Source organism: Pseudomonas sp. XWY-1 (genome assembly GCF_002953115.1).
In the GTDB taxonomy this organism is placed as follows: domain Bacteria; phylum Pseudomonadota; class Gammaproteobacteria; order Pseudomonadales; family Pseudomonadaceae; genus Aquipseudomonas; species Aquipseudomonas alloputida.
In genome coordinates, this window is sequence record NZ_CP026332.1 from 5,251,857 (window position 1) to 5,267,765 (window position 15,909).

General features: G+C 61.3%; 16 protein-coding genes. 8 read left to right on the forward strand and 8 right to left on the reverse strand.

What is annotated here, in order from left to right; genetic code table 11:
• Positions 1-74: 74 nt before the first annotated feature.
• Together osmE and PRJ_RS24605 are read left to right on the forward strand one after the other, a co-directional pair.
• The gene (gene osmE / locus PRJ_RS24600) at positions 75-416 is read left to right on the forward strand and encodes an osmotically-inducible lipoprotein OsmE (protein WP_104962635.1); all 342 of its coding nucleotides are present in this window, start codon (positions 75-77) and stop codon (positions 414-416) included.
• A 42-nt stretch (positions 417-458) separates the two neighbouring features.
• Positions 459-989, forward strand: a complete 531-nt coding sequence (locus PRJ_RS24605; protein ID WP_004576962.1) for a bacterioferritin — start codon at positions 459-461, stop codon at positions 987-989.
• A 39-nt stretch (positions 990-1,028) separates the two neighbouring features.
• On the opposite strand, the gene PRJ_RS24610 is transcribed toward PRJ_RS24605, so the two are convergent.
• A complete protein-coding gene (locus PRJ_RS24610; RefSeq protein ID WP_104962636.1) occupies positions 1,029-3,095 on the reverse strand; it encodes an AsmA family protein in 2,067 nt (688 codons plus the stop codon).
• A gap of 340 nt (positions 3,096-3,435) precedes the next feature.
• On the opposite strand from PRJ_RS24610, the gene PRJ_RS24620 reads away from it, so the two are divergent.
• From PRJ_RS24620 to PRJ_RS24635, 4 genes are all read left to right on the forward strand, one after another.
• Positions 3,436-3,888, forward strand: coding sequence for a phage infection protein (locus PRJ_RS24620; RefSeq protein ID WP_104962637.1), 453 nt, complete (start codon positions 3,436-3,438; stop codon positions 3,886-3,888).
• A 122-nt stretch (positions 3,889-4,010) separates the two neighbouring features.
• Positions 4,011-4,646, forward strand: a complete 636-nt coding sequence (locus PRJ_RS24625) for a TetR family transcriptional regulator (RefSeq protein WP_003249603.1) — start codon at positions 4,011-4,013, stop codon at positions 4,644-4,646.
• A gap of 52 nt (positions 4,647-4,698) precedes the next feature.
• Positions 4,699-5,799 (forward strand): AGE family epimerase/isomerase, encoded by a 1,101-nt coding sequence (locus PRJ_RS24630; protein ID WP_104962638.1) that lies wholly within the window; start codon positions 4,699-4,701, stop codon positions 5,797-5,799.
• Between the two features lie 105 nt (positions 5,800-5,904).
• Positions 5,905-6,153, forward strand: a complete 249-nt coding sequence (locus tag PRJ_RS24635) for a hypothetical protein (protein ID WP_064492504.1) — start codon at positions 5,905-5,907, stop codon at positions 6,151-6,153.
• A gap of 48 nt (positions 6,154-6,201) precedes the next feature.
• Here PRJ_RS24635 and PRJ_RS24640 read toward each other — a convergent pair whose 3' ends face one another.
• From PRJ_RS24640 to PRJ_RS24665, 6 genes are all read right to left on the reverse strand, one after another.
• Positions 6,202-6,966 (reverse strand): SDR family oxidoreductase, encoded by a 765-nt coding sequence (locus tag PRJ_RS24640; protein ID WP_003249597.1) that lies wholly within the window; start codon positions 6,964-6,966, stop codon positions 6,202-6,204.
• A 593-nt stretch (positions 6,967-7,559) separates the two neighbouring features.
• Positions 7,560-8,276 (reverse strand): ABC transporter ATP-binding protein, encoded by a 717-nt coding sequence (locus PRJ_RS24645; RefSeq protein ID WP_004576969.1) that lies wholly within the window; start codon positions 8,274-8,276, stop codon positions 7,560-7,562.
• On the reverse strand, positions 8,273-9,148 hold the full coding sequence (locus tag PRJ_RS24650) for an ATP-binding cassette domain-containing protein (protein WP_010955466.1): 876 nt from the start codon (positions 9,146-9,148) through the stop codon (positions 8,273-8,275). Before PRJ_RS24650 ends, PRJ_RS24645 begins: the two co-directional genes overlap by 4 nt.
• On the reverse strand, positions 9,145-10,446 hold the full coding sequence (gene livM, locus PRJ_RS24655; protein ID WP_104962639.1) for a high-affinity branched-chain amino acid ABC transporter permease LivM: 1,302 nt from the start codon (positions 10,444-10,446) through the stop codon (positions 9,145-9,147). Before livM ends, PRJ_RS24650 begins: the two co-directional genes overlap by 4 nt.
• A 2-nt stretch (positions 10,447-10,448) precedes the next feature.
• Positions 10,449-11,363: a branched-chain amino acid ABC transporter permease gene (locus tag PRJ_RS24660; RefSeq protein WP_014592581.1), complete on the reverse strand. Its 915-nt coding sequence runs from the start codon at positions 11,361-11,363 to the stop codon at positions 10,449-10,451.
• Positions 11,364-11,517: 154 nt separating this feature from the next.
• A complete protein-coding gene (locus PRJ_RS24665) occupies positions 11,518-12,654 on the reverse strand; it encodes a branched-chain amino acid ABC transporter substrate-binding protein (RefSeq protein WP_014860425.1) in 1,137 nt (378 codons plus the stop codon).
• 512 nt (positions 12,655-13,166) lie between these two features.
• Between PRJ_RS24665 and pncB the strand changes: the two genes are divergently transcribed.
• Both pncB and nadE read left to right on the forward strand, forming a co-directional pair.
• Positions 13,167-14,372 (forward strand): nicotinate phosphoribosyltransferase, encoded by a 1,206-nt coding sequence (pncB, locus tag PRJ_RS24675; protein WP_020190387.1) that lies wholly within the window; start codon positions 13,167-13,169, stop codon positions 14,370-14,372.
• Positions 14,373-14,375: 3 nt separating this feature from the next.
• Positions 14,376-15,203, forward strand: a complete 828-nt coding sequence (gene nadE / locus PRJ_RS24680; protein WP_104962640.1) for an ammonia-dependent NAD(+) synthetase — start codon at positions 14,376-14,378, stop codon at positions 15,201-15,203.
• Between the two features lie 102 nt (positions 15,204-15,305).
• Here nadE and azu read toward each other — a convergent pair whose 3' ends face one another.
• Positions 15,306-15,755, reverse strand: a complete 450-nt coding sequence (gene azu / locus PRJ_RS24685) for an azurin (protein WP_003249580.1) — start codon at positions 15,753-15,755, stop codon at positions 15,306-15,308.
• Positions 15,756-15,909 lie beyond the last annotated feature (154 nt).

A 15,909-nucleotide genomic window follows, 5' to 3' on the forward strand; every position in this document is an offset into this window, starting at 1 on the left:
ATGACCATCGCAATCGAACTCCTGGCGCGCGCTGTGGTTCAAAACCACACAGACCCTTTGCAAGGAGCGGGACCATGTACAAGCAGACCCTGGCAATCCTTCTGGCAAGCGCCACCCTGGCCGCCTGCGGCAGCCGCCCGGAAAACCCGGTGGATTACGTCACCTACCGCGATGAGCCGCTGGTCAAGCAGGTGGAGAACGGTATGACCATGCAGAAGGTCATCGCCATTGGCGGCAGCCCGTCGAGCGTGATCGACCTGCCGCACGGGGGCACCTGCAACGACTACATCCTCAACAACGACGGCAAGCAGCAGCCCTATTACGTGCGCTTCGATGCCACCGGCCATGTGGATGCCAAAGGCTTCAAGACCTGCAAGCAACGCCAGGAGGACAGCGACGCCCTGCATGGCGCGTAAGCCTGTGTTCCGACCCGACCCTGACCCCTGCTGGAGATAACCATGAGCAATGTTGAACTGACCGATGTGAAAACCCTGCGCGAGCGTGCACGCCAGCATGTGGAGCAAGGCGCAGTGACCGAGGGTTACCACGCCGACCGTGAACAGATCCTGCGCCTGCTTAATGAATCGCTGGCCACCGAGCTGGTCTGTGTGCTGCGCTACAAGCGCCACTACTTCATGGCCAGCGGCATCAAAGCCAGTGTGGCTGCCGAGGAGTTTCTGGAACATGCCAACCAGGAAGCCGAACATGCCGACAAGCTGGCCGAACGCATCGTGCAACTGGGCGGGGAGCCGGACTTCAACCCCGACAACCTGACCAAGCACTCGCATGCCCAGTACGTGGCCGGCAATTCGCTGAAAGAGATGGTGCTGGAAGACCTGGTGGCAGAGCGCATTGCCATCGACAGCTACCGCGAGATCATTCAGTACATCGGGGATAAAGACCCGACTACCCGTCGTATCTTCGAAGACATCCTGGCGCAGGAAGAGGAGCACGCGGACGATATGTCCGACCTGTTGCAAGGCCTTTGATTTCTGACACCCTCAAGGGGCCGCTTTTGCGGCCCCTTGCTATTTCCGCGCTTTCACCGCCGCCGGCGCCTTGCCTGCCTTCATCTGCTGCAACAACGGTGTGCACTGGTTCGGGTCATCCCCGCTGCTGGGCGCAATCAGCGCCAGCAACCCCGCCGCCGGTCCTGCCACCACCCCCAGCGCAACCATCCCTGCGCCACGCAACGCCAGCGGCACTGCCTGCACACCGGCGTTCGGCTTGGCGAACGGTCCGCGCACATACAGGGGGGAACGCAGCGAGAACAACCGCAGCCCTTTCGATTCCGGGGTGATGTTCAAATCCAGTTGCTCGGAAGCGAAATTCGCCGTGCCGTCGATGTAGATGATCGCGTTCTCGGTATCGAAGATGAACAGCCGCGTAGTCGCCAGGCCATCCTTGATGCCTACATCGGCTGCCGCACAGTTGATCTTCACGTCCTCATCACCAAACAGCTTGCCGACCACATAGTTGCCCACGTTCAACCCGGCGATTTCCATCAGGCTACGGCTGATGGCGCCATCGTTGATCAGCATGCGCAGGTCGCCATTGGCGGTACCCAGCAAGGCGGCTACCGAGTTGCCACGGCCGCTGATGTCGGCGTCGCCATTGAGCTCACCAAAGCTGGTCTGCATTGGCGCGAAGGTGGGGAACAGTTGCTTGAGCTTGAAGCCCCGCGCAGTCAACTTCGCGCGCCCCTGCAAGGGCACGCTGCGCCCGTCCAGGCGGATGTTGGAGGCCAGGCTGCCGCCGGCCACGCCAAAGCGCAGGGGCTCCAGGCGCAACAGGCCGTCTTCGAGAACCACATGGGCCGACAGGTCAGTGAACGGCAGTTGCGCGCTGTGCACGATGCGCTTGCCAGCAAAGGTGACATCAGCGTCCATTGCCCGCCAACGCTCGGTGCGAAACGCCTCCACTGGCAGCACCTTGCCTGCAGGCTGCTTGCTGGCACCGCCACGGGCCTTCTGTTCGGCATTGGAGTCGGCACCGATCAGCGGCGCCAGGTCCTTGAACAGCAACTGGTTCGATACCAGGTTGCCGGACAGTCTGGGCCGTGGCTGGCTGGCAACGAAGGCCAGGTCCCCATGTATATCGCTGTCGCCGATCTTGCCGTTGAAGCCCTGGTAATTGAACGACGCCCCTTGCGCCGCCTGCAGGTTGGCGCGTAGGTGGCCGTCGGTGGAATAGGCCGGGGTGTCAGGCAAGGTGACGCCGGTCAATGGGTAGAGGTTGCCCAGGCTGGCACCCGACAAACGCAGGCGCAGGTCGAGGGCACCAAGGTTGCGCGGGTCGGTGAGGGTGCCGGCGAGCACCACATGGGTGTCGGCGATGCGCACGTCGGCCTGCAGCGGGAACGGCTGGCTGGCGTCCTGCAGGGCCAGCAGGCCACCTATCTTGCCGGTGCCGGACACTGGCTGGCCTTTGTAGCGGCCCTGGGCCTTGAGGCCGAAGGCATAGTCCTGCGCACCGCCGGCCTTCTCGGCGCTGGTCTTGCCGACAATCTCACTGAACGGGATTGGCTTGCCAAGCGGGTCGATCTGCACCTTCATGCGGGTTTTCAGGGTCTGGTCGTCGAAGCTGACGTTGCCCTGGTCAAAGCCGATGGCGCCGATGTCCAGCTGCCATTTGGAAGGTTCGGCGTTTTCATCCTTGGGGCCGAAGTCGAAGACCCAGTTGGCACGGCCATCGGCCAGGCGAGTGAGGCTGGCAGTGGGCTTGGTGAGGTTGATGCGGGGTATGCTGATCTGCTGGAACACCAGCGGCAGCGGCGCCAGGCGAAACTCCACACGCTCAAGGCCGACCATCTTCGGCTCCTTGAGCCACTCGGGGTTGCCCAGCGTCAGGTCTTCGGCAATGAAGTGCGGCCAAGGCACCCAGGCACGCCAACCGCCCTCTTCGGGTTCGGTACGCCAGTGCACGGCGAGGTTGCCGTTGATCGCGAAGGGCCGATGCAAGGCTTCGGAGACCTTCTCATTGAGCAGTGGCTTGACGCGGTTCCAGTCGAAGGTGGCAATCACTACCACCAGGATCGCCAGCACGGTAAGCAGGCTGGCGAGGGTCCAGACGAGGATTCTGGCGGGACGCGTCATTGCGTAATTCTCCTTGCGGCATGACAGAAAACAGGCGCAGCGATGGCCTCAATAACTCCGACTGATGAAAACCCGTGAGGTTTTATCGATGGCGCCATGATAGCGAAGTTTTTCCTGGCCTTTTGCTCAGGAATCTGTCGCGCCACGGCGCACATGTTACCTACCATCAACAGGGTCAGGGGATTGTCATTACGCCTGCAAGGCTTGGAATAGAGGCCTTTCCAACCTCTATCAATATGGTCGATTGTTACCATTACCCATATGAACTTCTCTCTGGCGTTACGCGGCGTAGCATTGGCTCCGTACCCACTTTCCAGCCCCCGAGAGGAGCACCGAAATCATGAAACGCCATCTGCTGACCCTGACCCTGTCCCTTCTGGCCGCCAACGCTTTCGCCTTGCCTGCGTCCGAGCAACACCTGACATCAGAAGCGCGCTCCAGCGCAGCCGAAATTGCCCAGCCGCTGAAAACCGTAGCTGAAGGTGGTTCCGATCGACTGATCGAACGTACTGGCCGTGTCGCCGAAGGTGGCTCGGATCGCCTGATCGAACAAGCTGGCCGTGTTGCCGAAGGCGGCTCGGATCGCCTGATCGAACAAGCTGGCCGTGTTGCCGAAGGCGGCTCCGATCGTCTGATCGAACAAGCTGGCCGTGTTGCCGAAGGCGGCTCCGATCGTCTGATCGAACAAGCTGGCCGTGTTGCCGAAGGCGGCTCCGATCGTCTGATCGAACAAGCTGGCCGTGTCGCTGAAGGTGGCTCGGATCGCCTGGTTGAACTCAGCCGTGTGAGCTGATCGCCATGGCCGAAAAGAACAACTTCTGTCACAACGCTTGCTCCCCTCCAGGCCCGGTCCATTGACCGGGCTTTGTTTTTTTATCTAGAGTGCCCAGCCTGACCGTTACAGAAGCCCGCACCATGCTACCGCGCGCCGAACAGAAGCTACAGACCCGCCAGGCCCTGCTCGATGCCGCCTGCCTGCTCATGGAGAGTGGCCGTGGTTTCGGCAGTATCAGCCTGCGCGAGGTGGCGAAGACGGCTGGCATCGTGCCGACCGGCTTCTATCGGCATTTCTCCGACATGGACGCCCTGGGCCTGGCACTTGTCGCCGAAATCGACACCACCTTCCGCCAGACCATCCGCCTGGTGCGCCAGAACGAATTCGAACTGGGCGGCATCACCGACGCCTCGGTGCGCATCTTCCTCGACGTGGTAGCCGCCCACCGCGCGCAGTTCCTGTTCCTGGCCCGCGAGCAGTACGGCGGCGCACAGGCCGTGCGCCAGGCCATTGCCCGCCTGCGCCAGGATATCAGTGACGACCTTGCCACCGACCTTGCGCGCATGAAGCGCTGGCAACACCTGGACAGCGCCGCGCTTGCGGTGATGGCCGACCTGGTGGTGAAGACCGTGTTCGCCACTCTGCCCGAGCTTATCGACAACCCGGAAGCGGGTTATCCACAGGCCCTGACGCCGCAGGAAAAGATCACCCAGCAATTGCGCTTCATCTTTGTCGGGGCGCGGCATTGGCAGGGGCTCGGCAACCCAGGCTACTGAAAACCCCACTTCTGCTACCATGGCGCCCTGCCCGACAGCGACGAGCGCCCAAATGTCCGACCCCCGCCCCACCCTGCCCGAACTGGCCCGCTTCAACCAGCACTTCGCCGAACGCATCGTGCCGCTGTGGCAAGGCCCGGGCTGGAACGCCGACATGGCCCTGCCCTACGAAGCGCTGGACGCCCAGCACCAACCGTTGCCGGTGCAGCGCTACCGGGCCATGGCCTGTGCACGCCAGCTGTACGTGTTCAGCAGCCGTATCGGCCAACCGGGCGCCGCCGAACGCGCCGCAGCCCTGTTTCGCTCGCTGCAAAAGCACTTCCACGATGCCGAGCACGGGGGCTGGTTCTACAGCATCGACGCCCACGGCAAGCCGCTGGACCGGCGCAAGGACCTGTATACCCACGCCTTCATCGTGTTCGCCTGCGCGCACTACTGGGGCAAAGTGCGCGAAAACCTGGTGGAGTCCACGTTGAATGCCGCGCTGGACATCATCGACCAGCAGTTCGCCCGTGACGATGGCCTGTACGAAGCCTGCCTGGGCGAAGACTGGGCCGACCTCGGCAGTGGCCCGCTGCAAAACCCGCAGATGCACCTGGCCGAAGCGTTCCTGCAAGTAATGGCTGTGCGTGGCGACGAACATGTCCGCCAGTCGCTGCTGCAATTGTGTCAGGCGCTCGAGGCGCATTTCATTGAACCGGCCCATGGCCTGATGCTGGAAAAGCCACGCGGGGCTGTGGATAACTGGTTCGAGCCTGGGCACCAGTTCGAGTGGTTCTATCTGCTGCATACCTCCCCGCTGCTGCGTGACACGCCGCTGCATGCGTCGATAGACCGAGCCTTCGGCTTTGCCGAGCAATTCGGGGTGAAGGATGCGGCCGTACTGGCCATGCTGAATGTGGATGGCCGGGTGCTTGATGCCTCCCAGCGTATCTGGGCGCAGGCCGAGTACCTGCGGGCGCTTACATTGCGTGAAGGCAGTGAAGCAAAGCTCGCGGGGCAATTAGTTGCCCTTTCAGCGCGGTTCCTGCGTGACGCCGGCTGGTATGAGTGCCGAGGGGGTGACGGCGCGGTGAGCAGGGATGACATGCCATCGACCACGCCTTATCACTTGGCTACCTGCCTGGAAGGGCTGAATCAGGCGAACTTCTGACTGTCCATACAACGAACCTGTCAGGGGTGAGCGTTTCCCTCTGCCGGAAGCATCTCCCCACGCCTATGTTGGTGCTCCTTTCTCGAACGTTCAGGAGTTACCAACATGGAAGCAGAAGCCTTCAAGGCATTTGTCGAAGAGCAGATCAACCGAGCAGCACAGAAGATAATCGATCACGGCCACCGCTATGACGAGCACTCCCATGGCAAACTCAGCTACCTGCTAAGCCTGCGCCGTGTCATCAATTGCAAAGCAACGGCCGAGGACATGGGCCGGCATGACGCCATCAACGATGTCCTTCAAGCGTTAGGCATCATCCCTAAAGAAAGAACCGGCTTTTACTATATCAACTGAGCGATGCGTTGCTCCGCGAACCGGATCTTTCCGGTTCGCGCCTCGTGCTTAGCCTTTTGATCGGTCGATCGAGAACCCTGCCCAGTCCTGGCTCACCGGCATCAGTTCAAGGCTGTTGATATTGATGTGCGCCGGCTGGTTGAGGATCCAGAAGATGGTCTCGGCAATATCCTGTGGCTGGATCGGCTCCGCACCCGCGTAGGTAGCATCGTACTTGGCCTGGTCACCCCCGAAGCGCACCAGCGAGAACTCGCTCTCGCACAGGCCCGGCTCGATGTTGCTCACACGCACGCCGGTACCGCGCAGGTCGCAACGCAGGCTCAGCGAGAACTGGCCGACGAAGGCCTTGGTGCCGCCATACACGTTGCTGCCCGGGTACGGGTAGTTGCCCGCCACCGACCCGACGTTCAGGATCGACGCGCCGCGGCCATGGGCGATGAGCCGTGGCAGCAGCAGGCGAGTGGTGTACATCAGGCCCTTGATGTTGGTGTCGACCATGGTTTCCCAGTCGTCCAGGCTGCAGTTCTGCGCAGCATCCACACCCAGCGCCAAGCCGGCGTTGTTGACCAGACCGCGAATCTTTTCAAAGCCGGCCGGCAGATTGGCAATAGCCTGCTCCATGGCCTTGCGGTCACGCACGTCCAGCACCAGGCCATGCACTTCGGTCTTGGCCGACAGTTCAGCGCACAGGGCGTCCAGGCGCTCTTTGCGGCGCCCAGTGAGTACCAGCTTCCAGCCGGCTTCTGCAAAGCGGCGGGCGGTGGCCTCGCCGAAACCGGAAGTCGCGCCAGTGATGAATACGGTGGACGTCATGCTGTGTTCCTCACGGTAGGTTGTCATGGCAGCTTTGCAGCATGCCCGCGCACGGCGCAGGCAGCAAGCCGCTCAAGGGCTGTTCATTTTTTGTTCATACTCGTGAAACCCTTGCAGCAGAGGGTTCGCCGCCAGGTATGCGCATGTTATCCACAAGGCTTTCCCCACGGATTGGGGGCAACTTGTCCACTGCACGGAACCCTTTCAGCGGATTGTGGTCGGTGGATATCTTGGCGATGATGGCGCAAGGCTTTCAAACATGCCGCCTGCAGCGGTCTGTCCAAGGTTTTTACACAGAGTTATCCACAGGATTGGCACTGCACTTGAAGCACACGCAGAGATTTTGAAAGCTTGGGAAAATCATCCACAACGGGGATATGAACAAAAAATGATCAAATCGCTACAGGGCTTGATACTCAAGGCCTTGAGCGATATGCCACCATGTTTTCCACAGGCGGCTCCACACTATCCGTGGAAAAGAGTTGGCCTGTGGAAACAATGGCTTGCGAAGGAATATGGGTGTGTTTCGGGAGAAGGGAACGACAAGTTTTCCACATTGAGAAGGGGGCTGCATTGCAGCCCCTGCATACAACTCAGTGCCCGCCCAGATAAGCGTTACGCACTTCCTCATTGACCAACAGTTCCTGCCCGGTCCCGGTCATGCGAATCTGCCCGTTGACCATCACATAGGCCCGGTCCGACAGTTTCAGCGCATGGTTGGCGTTCTGCTCCACCAGGAAAATGGTCATCCCGGTCTTGGCCAGCTCTCGCAAAGTCGAGAAGATCTGCTTGACCACGATCGGCGCCAGCCCCAGCGAGGGCTCGTCCAGCAACAGCAACTTCGGCCGGCTCATCAGCGCCCGGGCAATCGCCAGCATTTGCTGCTCGCCACCGGACATGGTCATGGCCCGCTGGTTACGCCGCTCCTTCAACCGCGGGAACAGCTCGTACATACGCTGCATGTCTTCGTCGGCATGCTTGTCGCCGATGGGGATGGTACCCATCATCAGGTTTTCCTCGACGGTCATGTCGGGAAACACCCGGCGCCCCTCCGGCGACTGGGCAATGCCGTTGGAGGCGATGTAGTGCGAGGATTTGCGGGTGATGTCGGTGCCGCGGTACACGATATGCCCGGATGCCGCCCGCGGCTGGCCGAAAATCGACATCAGCAGGGTCGACTTGCCGGCACCGTTGGCGCCGATCAGGCTTACCGTCTCGCCCTCGTTGATGTGCATCGAGACTTTCTTCAGCGCCTGGATCGGCCCATAGAACACGTCCAGGTCTTTCAGCTCGAGAATGGGTGCACTCATACCAGTTCCTCTTCGTCTGCACCCAGGTAGGCGGCAATCACCGTCGGGTTGTGGCGGATGTCCTGCGGCGCACCTTCGGCAATCACGTTGCCGTGGTCCAGCACCACGATATGGTCGGAGATGCTCATGACCATGCCCATGTCGTGCTCGATCAGCACCACAGTGATGTCGTGCTCGTCACGCAGCACACGGATCATGCGGCTGAGTGCCTCGGTTTCCTGCGGGTTAAGGCCCGCCGCCGGTTCGTCCAGGCAGATGATCTTCGGCCGCGTGCACATGGCCCGGGCGATTTCCAGGCGCCGCTGCTGGCCGTACGACAGCTCGCCGGCCAGGCGGTTGGCGCAATCGACCAGGTCGACCACTTCCAGCCAGTAGAAGGCGTGGTCCAGCGCATCGCTTTCGGCCTTGCGGTAGGCCTTGGTGTTGAGCACCCCGGCCAGCAAGTTGCGGTTGACCCACATGTGCTGGGCCACCAGCAGGTTCTCCACCACCGACATTTCCTTGAACAGGCGAATGTTCTGGAAGGTGCGCGCCAGGCCGGCGCGATTGACCAGGTGGGTACCGCCGAACATCTTGTAGTACATACGGTTGGCAAAGCGCGCAGGCGACACGAAGTCGGCCGCCTGGAAGCGTTCGCCGAGCAGCTGGATGACGTTGGTGTGGCTGCCGCGCACGTTCAGTTCGATACGTCCGCCACTGGCCTTGTAAAAGCCGGTCAGGCAGTTGAACACCGTGGTCTTGCCGGCGCCGTTGGGGCCGATCAGGGCAAAGATCTGGTTGCGCCGGACCTTCAGGCTGACGTCGCTGAGCGCCTTGATGCCACCGAACTGCATCATCAGGTTGTCGACCGAGAGAATGATATCGTCGCTCATGGCGCCACTCCTTTACGCGGGGTCACACCGGTACGGCTGATGCGGATCAGCCCACGCGGTCGCCAGATCATCATCAGCACCATCAGCACGCCGAACAGCAGCACCCGGTATTCGGAGAAGCTGCGCAGCAGTTCCGGCGCCACGGTCAGCACGAACGCCGCGATGACCACACCCACGGTCGAGCCCATGCCACCCAGCACGACGATGGCGAGGATCAGCGCCGACTCGAAGAATGTGAATGACGACGGGTTGACGAAGCCCTGGTAGGTGGCGAAGAACACCCCCGCCAGACCGGCAGTCGAGGCGCCCAGGGTAAAGGCCGACAGCTTGACCAGCACGTGGTTCAGGCCCATCGAGCGGCAGGCGATCTCGTCTTCGCGCAGCGCTTCCCAGGCCCGGCCGACCGGCATGCGAGTCAGGCGATGCTTGATGTACAGCACTGCCAGCACGACCATGAACAGCACCGCGTAGATGAACACGAACTTGAGGCTGGCGTTGTACTCGAAGCCGAAGAACTCGTGGATCGGCACCCCGCCATCCTTGGCCCGGCGGCCGAACTCAAGGCCGAAGAAGGTGGGTGAAGGTGCCGGCATGCCGTTGGGGCCACCGGTGAACGATAGCCAGTTGTTCAGCACCAGGCGAATGATCTCGCCAAAGCCCAGCGTCACGATCGCCAGGTAGTCACCGTGCATGCGCAACACCGGGAAGCCGAGGATGCACCCCGCCAGCGCCGCAGCGATGGCCGCCAGCGGCAGCACGCTCCAGAAGCCCAGCCCCAGGTACTGGTAACCCAGCGCCAGACCGTAGGCACCGATGGCATAGAACGCCACGTAACCGAGGTCGAGCAGGCCGGCCAGGCCGACCACGATGTTCAGGCCAAGGCCCAGCAATACGTAGATCAGGCCGAGGATGACCACGGTCAGCAGGTACTTGTTGGCGAAGATCGGGAAAACGATGGCAATCACGATCAGCGCGGGGATGATGTAACGCAGGCGCGACTTGTAGTCCGGTGCGGTCACATGCACGCCCGAGCCACCGCTGTCGAAGCCCTGGAGCATGCGCTGCCCGGGGGCAGTCTGCAGGAACAGGCTGAGCAGGAAGCGCCCCACCATCACACCGCCGACCAGCCAGGCCACGCGGCGCGGCTCGGCATTGAAGGTGTAGCCGTCGAGCACCACACCAACGACCGGACCAAACACGATAAGTGCCAGCAGGCCAGCGACAATGGTCTCCAGCAGGCTGCGTTTAAGGTCGAAACCCTTGGTTTCGCTAATAGAGGCAGTTTTGGCAACGGACATGTTCACACCTTAGCCACGAGCGGGCGACCCAGCAGGCCTTGTGGGCGGAAGATAAGGATCATCACCAGCAGCGAGAAGCTGAACACATCCTTGTAGTCGGAGTTGATCAGGCCTGAGAACAGCGACTCGGAAATTCCCAGGATGATCCCGCCGAGCATGGCACCCGGCAGCGAGCCGATACCCCCGAGCACTGCGGCAGTGAACGCCTTGATACCGATGATGAAGCCGGCGTAGAAGTCGAAGGTGCCGTAGTTCATGGTGATGAGCACGCCGGCCAGGGCGGCCATCACCGCACCGATGACGAACACGTAGGAGATTACCCGGTCGGTGTTGATACCCAGGATCGAGGCCATCTTGCGGTCTTGCTGGGTAGCACGGCACATGCGGCCGAGCTTGGTGTACTTGATCACGTAGGTCAGCAGGCCCATGCCGACGAAGGCCGCCACCAGGATGAAGATCTTGGTATAAGTCAGTTGCACGAAGCCGGTTCCGACTTCGACACGCATGGCGCCTTCCAGCAGGGTTGGCACGCCTTGCTGGCGGGCGCCCTGGCTGATCTGTGCGTAGTTCTGCAGGATCAGCGAAATGCCGATGGCACTGATCAGCGGTGCCAGGCGGGTGGAGTTACGCAGCGGTTTGTAGGCGATGCGCTCGATGGTGAAACCATAAACGCCGGTGACGACGATGGTGAACAACAAGGTGCCCAGCATCAGCAGGGGGAACGATTCGACACCGAAGTAAGCCAGCAATGCCAGGCTGATCGCCGCGAGGTAAGCGGAGATCATGTACACCTCGCCGTGCGCGAAGTTGATCATGCCGATAATGCCATAGACCATTGTGTAGCCGATGGCGATCAGGCCATAGACCGACCCGAGGGTCAGGCCGTTGACCAGTTGCTGCAGGAAAATACCATCCATAACGCAATCTCACCTGATTGAGATTGCACGAGCGCCGACCACGGCGCGGGCCACCTGTGCGGGGCCCTCGCAGCGCAGAACTGTGCAGATCTACGAATAAAGACAGGTACCGCGGGGCTTGGGCCCGAGCAACCGCCCGGGCCGCGGGCCGTTGTTATTTTTGTTTTTCCAGCTGGTGGTATTTACCGGTCTTGTCCCACTGGTAGACCACGTAGTCGGAGACGGTCAGGTCGCCCTTGCTGTCCCACTTCTTCTCACCCATGACGGTCTGCACCGGGTTGGCCTTGAGCCACTTGGCAGCGTCTTCGCCCTTGTTCGACTTCGCGCCATTGAACGCGGCAGCCAGGGCCTGCAGCGAAGCGTAGGCGTACAAGGTGTAGCCCTCAGGTTCAGTGCCAGCCTTGCGGAACTCCTCCACCACCGCCTTGCTGTCTGGCAGCAGGCGCGGGTCGGCGCCGAAGGTCATGTACACGCCATCGACGTACTGCGCGCCGCCGGCGGTGGACACCAGTTCGTCGGTGACGATGCCATCATCGGACATGAACTTGACGTCTTTCAGGCCCTGCTCGCGCAGCTGGCGTACCAGCGGGCCGGCTTCCGGGTGCAGGCCGCCGAAGTAGACCACGTCGGCACCGGTAGAGCGGATCTTGGTGACCACCGCGCTGAAGTCTTTCTCGCCACGGGTCAAGCCTTCGTACAGCACAGGCTCCACGCCGCGTTTCTTCAGCTGTGCCTTGGTCGCGTCAGCCAGGCCCTGGCCGTAGGTGTCCTTGTCGTGCAACACCGCGACCTTCTTGCCCTTGAGCACGTCGACGATGTAGTCGCCAGCGACGATCCCCTGCTGGTCATCACGGCCGCACATGCGGAACATGGCGCTCAGGCCGCGCTCAGTGACCGCTGGGTTGGTGGAGCCTGGGGTGATGGCGATCACGCCCGCCTCGTCATATACCTCGGAGGCCGGGATCGTGTTGGAAGAACAGAAGTGGCCCACCACGCCAATCACCTTGTCCTGATCGACCAGGCGGTTGGCCACGGCCACGGCTTGCTTCGGCTCACAGGCGTCATCGCCTTTGACCAGGACGATTTTCTCGCCATTAACGCCACCGGCGGCGTTGATCTTGTCGGCCGCTGCCTGCGCACCTTTCATGTACTGCTCGCCAAACGCTGCGTTTGCCCCGGTCATGGGGCCCGCTACACCGATCTTGACGTCGGCCTGAACATACGAAGAAACACCCAGTGCCGTAGCAACGGCCAGAGCCAGGAAACCTTTCTTGTAAAACGTCTGCGACATGAGGTGGTGCTCCTAGAGTTTTTTTGGTTGGCACTACAACTTCTCAGCCCGGTACTCAGAGCAAGGGCCGTGCCATCGGTTTTGTATTCCGGGAAAACACACTGTGAAGGGTGCCTGCAGCCGACGGGCGGCCTTTTCTTTATTGAGCGTGCAACCGTCTGCCACGCGGCAGGCGCCACCACACGTACAGACAAGGAGCAACCGTCGAGTGCCATCATTGCAACCCTGGCAAGTGTTTACGTGCAACCGCCCTGTAACAGCGGACGTCACCGAACTGCACACTGCTGGTGCGCGACTGCTACAGGCGGCACCGTTTCAAGGCTAGCTGGTGCACGGAAAAACACCTCTGTTTTGGCCGTTCCGGCCTCTTCGCCGGCAAACCCGCCCCTACAACAGGAGCAAGTACCCGCACCGTGCAGGAGCGGGCGTGCCCGCGAAGAGGCCGGAACAGCCACACAAGGTGGAAAAGGCTGGCACAATGTCCGCCAATCGCCGCTTCCGGAGCCCCCTTGATGAGCGAAAGCGCATTCGCCGAGCGCATCGTGCACAACCTGCTCGACACCGACTTCTACAAACTCACCATGATGCAGGGTGTGCTGCACAACTACCCGGACGCCGACGTCGAATGGGAATTCCGCTGCCGCAACGGTGAGGACCTGCGCCCCTACCTCGGCGAAATTCGCAATCAGCTCGAACGGCTTGCCGACCTCACCCTGGACGATGGCCAACTGGCCTTCCTCGAACGCATCAGCTTCCTCAAGCCCGACTTTTTACGCTTTCTGCGCCTGTTCCGCTTCAACCTGCGTTACGTGCACGTCGGCATCGAAAATGATCAGCTGTTCCTGCGCCTGAAAGGTCCGTGGCTGCATGTGATCCTGTTCGAAGTGCCGCTGCTGGCCATCATCAGCGAAGTACGCAACCGCAATCTGCACCCGCACATGCGCCTGGCCGAGGCGCGGGACCAGTTGTACCGCAAGTTCGACTGGCTGCGTGCGCATGCCAGCGACGACGAGCTGGCCGAACTGCAGGTGGCCGACTTCGGCACCCGCCGGCGCTTTTCCAGCCGCGTGCAGGAGGAAGTGGCAAGGGTGCTGCGCGACGACTTCCCCGGCCGTTTTGTCGGCACCAGCAACGTCGACCTGGCATGGAAACTGGATATCAAGCCGCTGGGCACCATGGCCCACGAGTGGATCATGGCCCACCAGCAGCTCGGCCCACGGCTGATCGACAGCCAGATCGCTGCGCTGGACTGCTGGGTACGCGAGTACCGCGGCCTGCTCGGCATCGCCCTGACCGACTGCATCACCATGGATGCCTTCCTCGACGATTTCGACCTGTACTTCGCCAAGCTGTTCGACGGCCTGCGCCATGATTCGGGCGAGCCGGTAGCCTGGGCGGAGAAGGCCATTGCCCATTACCAGAAACTGGGTATCGACCCGATGACCAAGACCCTGGTGTTTTCCGACGGCCTCAACCTGACCCGCTCGCTGGAAATTTTCCGCGCCCTGCGCGGACGCATCAACGTCAGCTTTGGCATCGGCACCAACCTGACCTGCGACATCCCAGGTGTGGCACCCATGAACATCGTGCTTAAAATGACCGACTGCAACGGCGCGCCGGTGGCCAAGATCTCTGATGAAGCCGCCAAGACCCAGTGCCGCGACGAGAACTTCGTCGCCTACATGCGTCACGTATTCAAAGTCCCCAGCAAGGAGTAACCCATGCAAGCGGTTCAGCAAGAGATTGCCCAGGCGCTGAAGGTACAGCCGCCGTTCGCCGACGCGGCAGCGCTCGAGGCCGAAGTCGCCCGGCGGGTGGCGTTCATCAAGGACTGCCTGGCCAACGCTCGACTCAAGACCTTGGTGCTGGGCATCAGCGGTGGCGTCGACTCACTGACTGCCGCCCTGCTCGCCCAGCGTGCCATCAACGAGCTGCGCGCCGAGACCGGCGACAAGGCCTACACCTTCATTGCCGTGCGCCTGCCGTACCAGGTACAGCATGACGAGCATGACGCCCAGGCATGCCTGGACGTGATCAAGGCAGATGAAGTTCACACGGTGGATATCGCCCCGGCAGTGCGCGCATTGGCAGCTGAAGTGGCGGCGTTGAAGAACGGCTCGCCGACGTTGGTGGACTTCGTGGTGGGCAACGTCAAGGCACGCACCCGGATGGTCGCCCAGTACACCATCGCTGGCGCCCGCGCAGGTCTGGTGATCGGTACCGACCACGCGGCCGAGGCGGTAATGGGCTTCTTCACCAAGTTTGGTGATGGTGCCTGCGACCTGGCGCCGTTGAGTGGGCTGGTGAAGAATCAGGTGCGGGCGATTGCGCGTAGCTTCGGTGCGCCGGAGGCACTGGTGGAGAAGGTGCCAACGGCCGACCTGGAAGACCTGGAGCCGGGCAAGCCGGACGAGGCGTCACATGGCGTGACCTACGCGCAGATCGATGCCTTCCTGCATGGGCAGCCGGTTGACCAGGCGGCGTTCGACATCATCGTCGCCACCTACCGCAAGACCCAGCACAAGCGCGAACTGCCGTTCGCCCCTTGATAAGTGGCCTGCAGGAGCGGGTTCACCCGCGAATACGATGGTGAACCCACCGACGCATTCGCGGGTGAACCCGCTCCTACAGGGTTCGCCGTCAGCCTTTGATTACTTGACGATGACCTTGCCTTTCATCATCGAGATGTGGCCCGGGAAGGTGCAGAAGAAGCTGTAGTCACCACCGGCTTCCAGCTTGGAAGTGTCGAACTTCACTTCGGTTTCTTTCTCAGGCGCGCCGATCATCTTGGTGTGGGCGATGATGGCGGCGTTGTCAGCCTTCAGGTAGTCCTTATCCAGACCCTGGCTCATGCCTTCGGTGGCAATGGCCTGCATATCGGCAGTCTTGCTGATCACCAGGTTGTGGCCCATGACGTTCTTCGGCAGGTTGCCGGAGTGGGTCAGTTTGACGGTGAATTCCTTGCAGCTCTTGTCGACAGTGAATTCCTTGCTGGTGTAGGACATCTGGTCAGTCGAGTCGACAGTGACCGAGCACTCGGCGGCGAAGACAGAAGCGCTGGCGAGGGTCAGCAGAGATACCGCTACAGCTTTCGCAAACATCATGAATCTCCTTGGCAGGGTTTTATCAATTGCGAGACTGCCTGAAACCGTTCAGCCCCTTGCTGATATGGGTCAAGGGGGCGTCAAGAGGCCAGCCAGTAGAATTGTTCAATGGATTGTATACAACAAATCTAAGGGCACATCATGCCCTTTT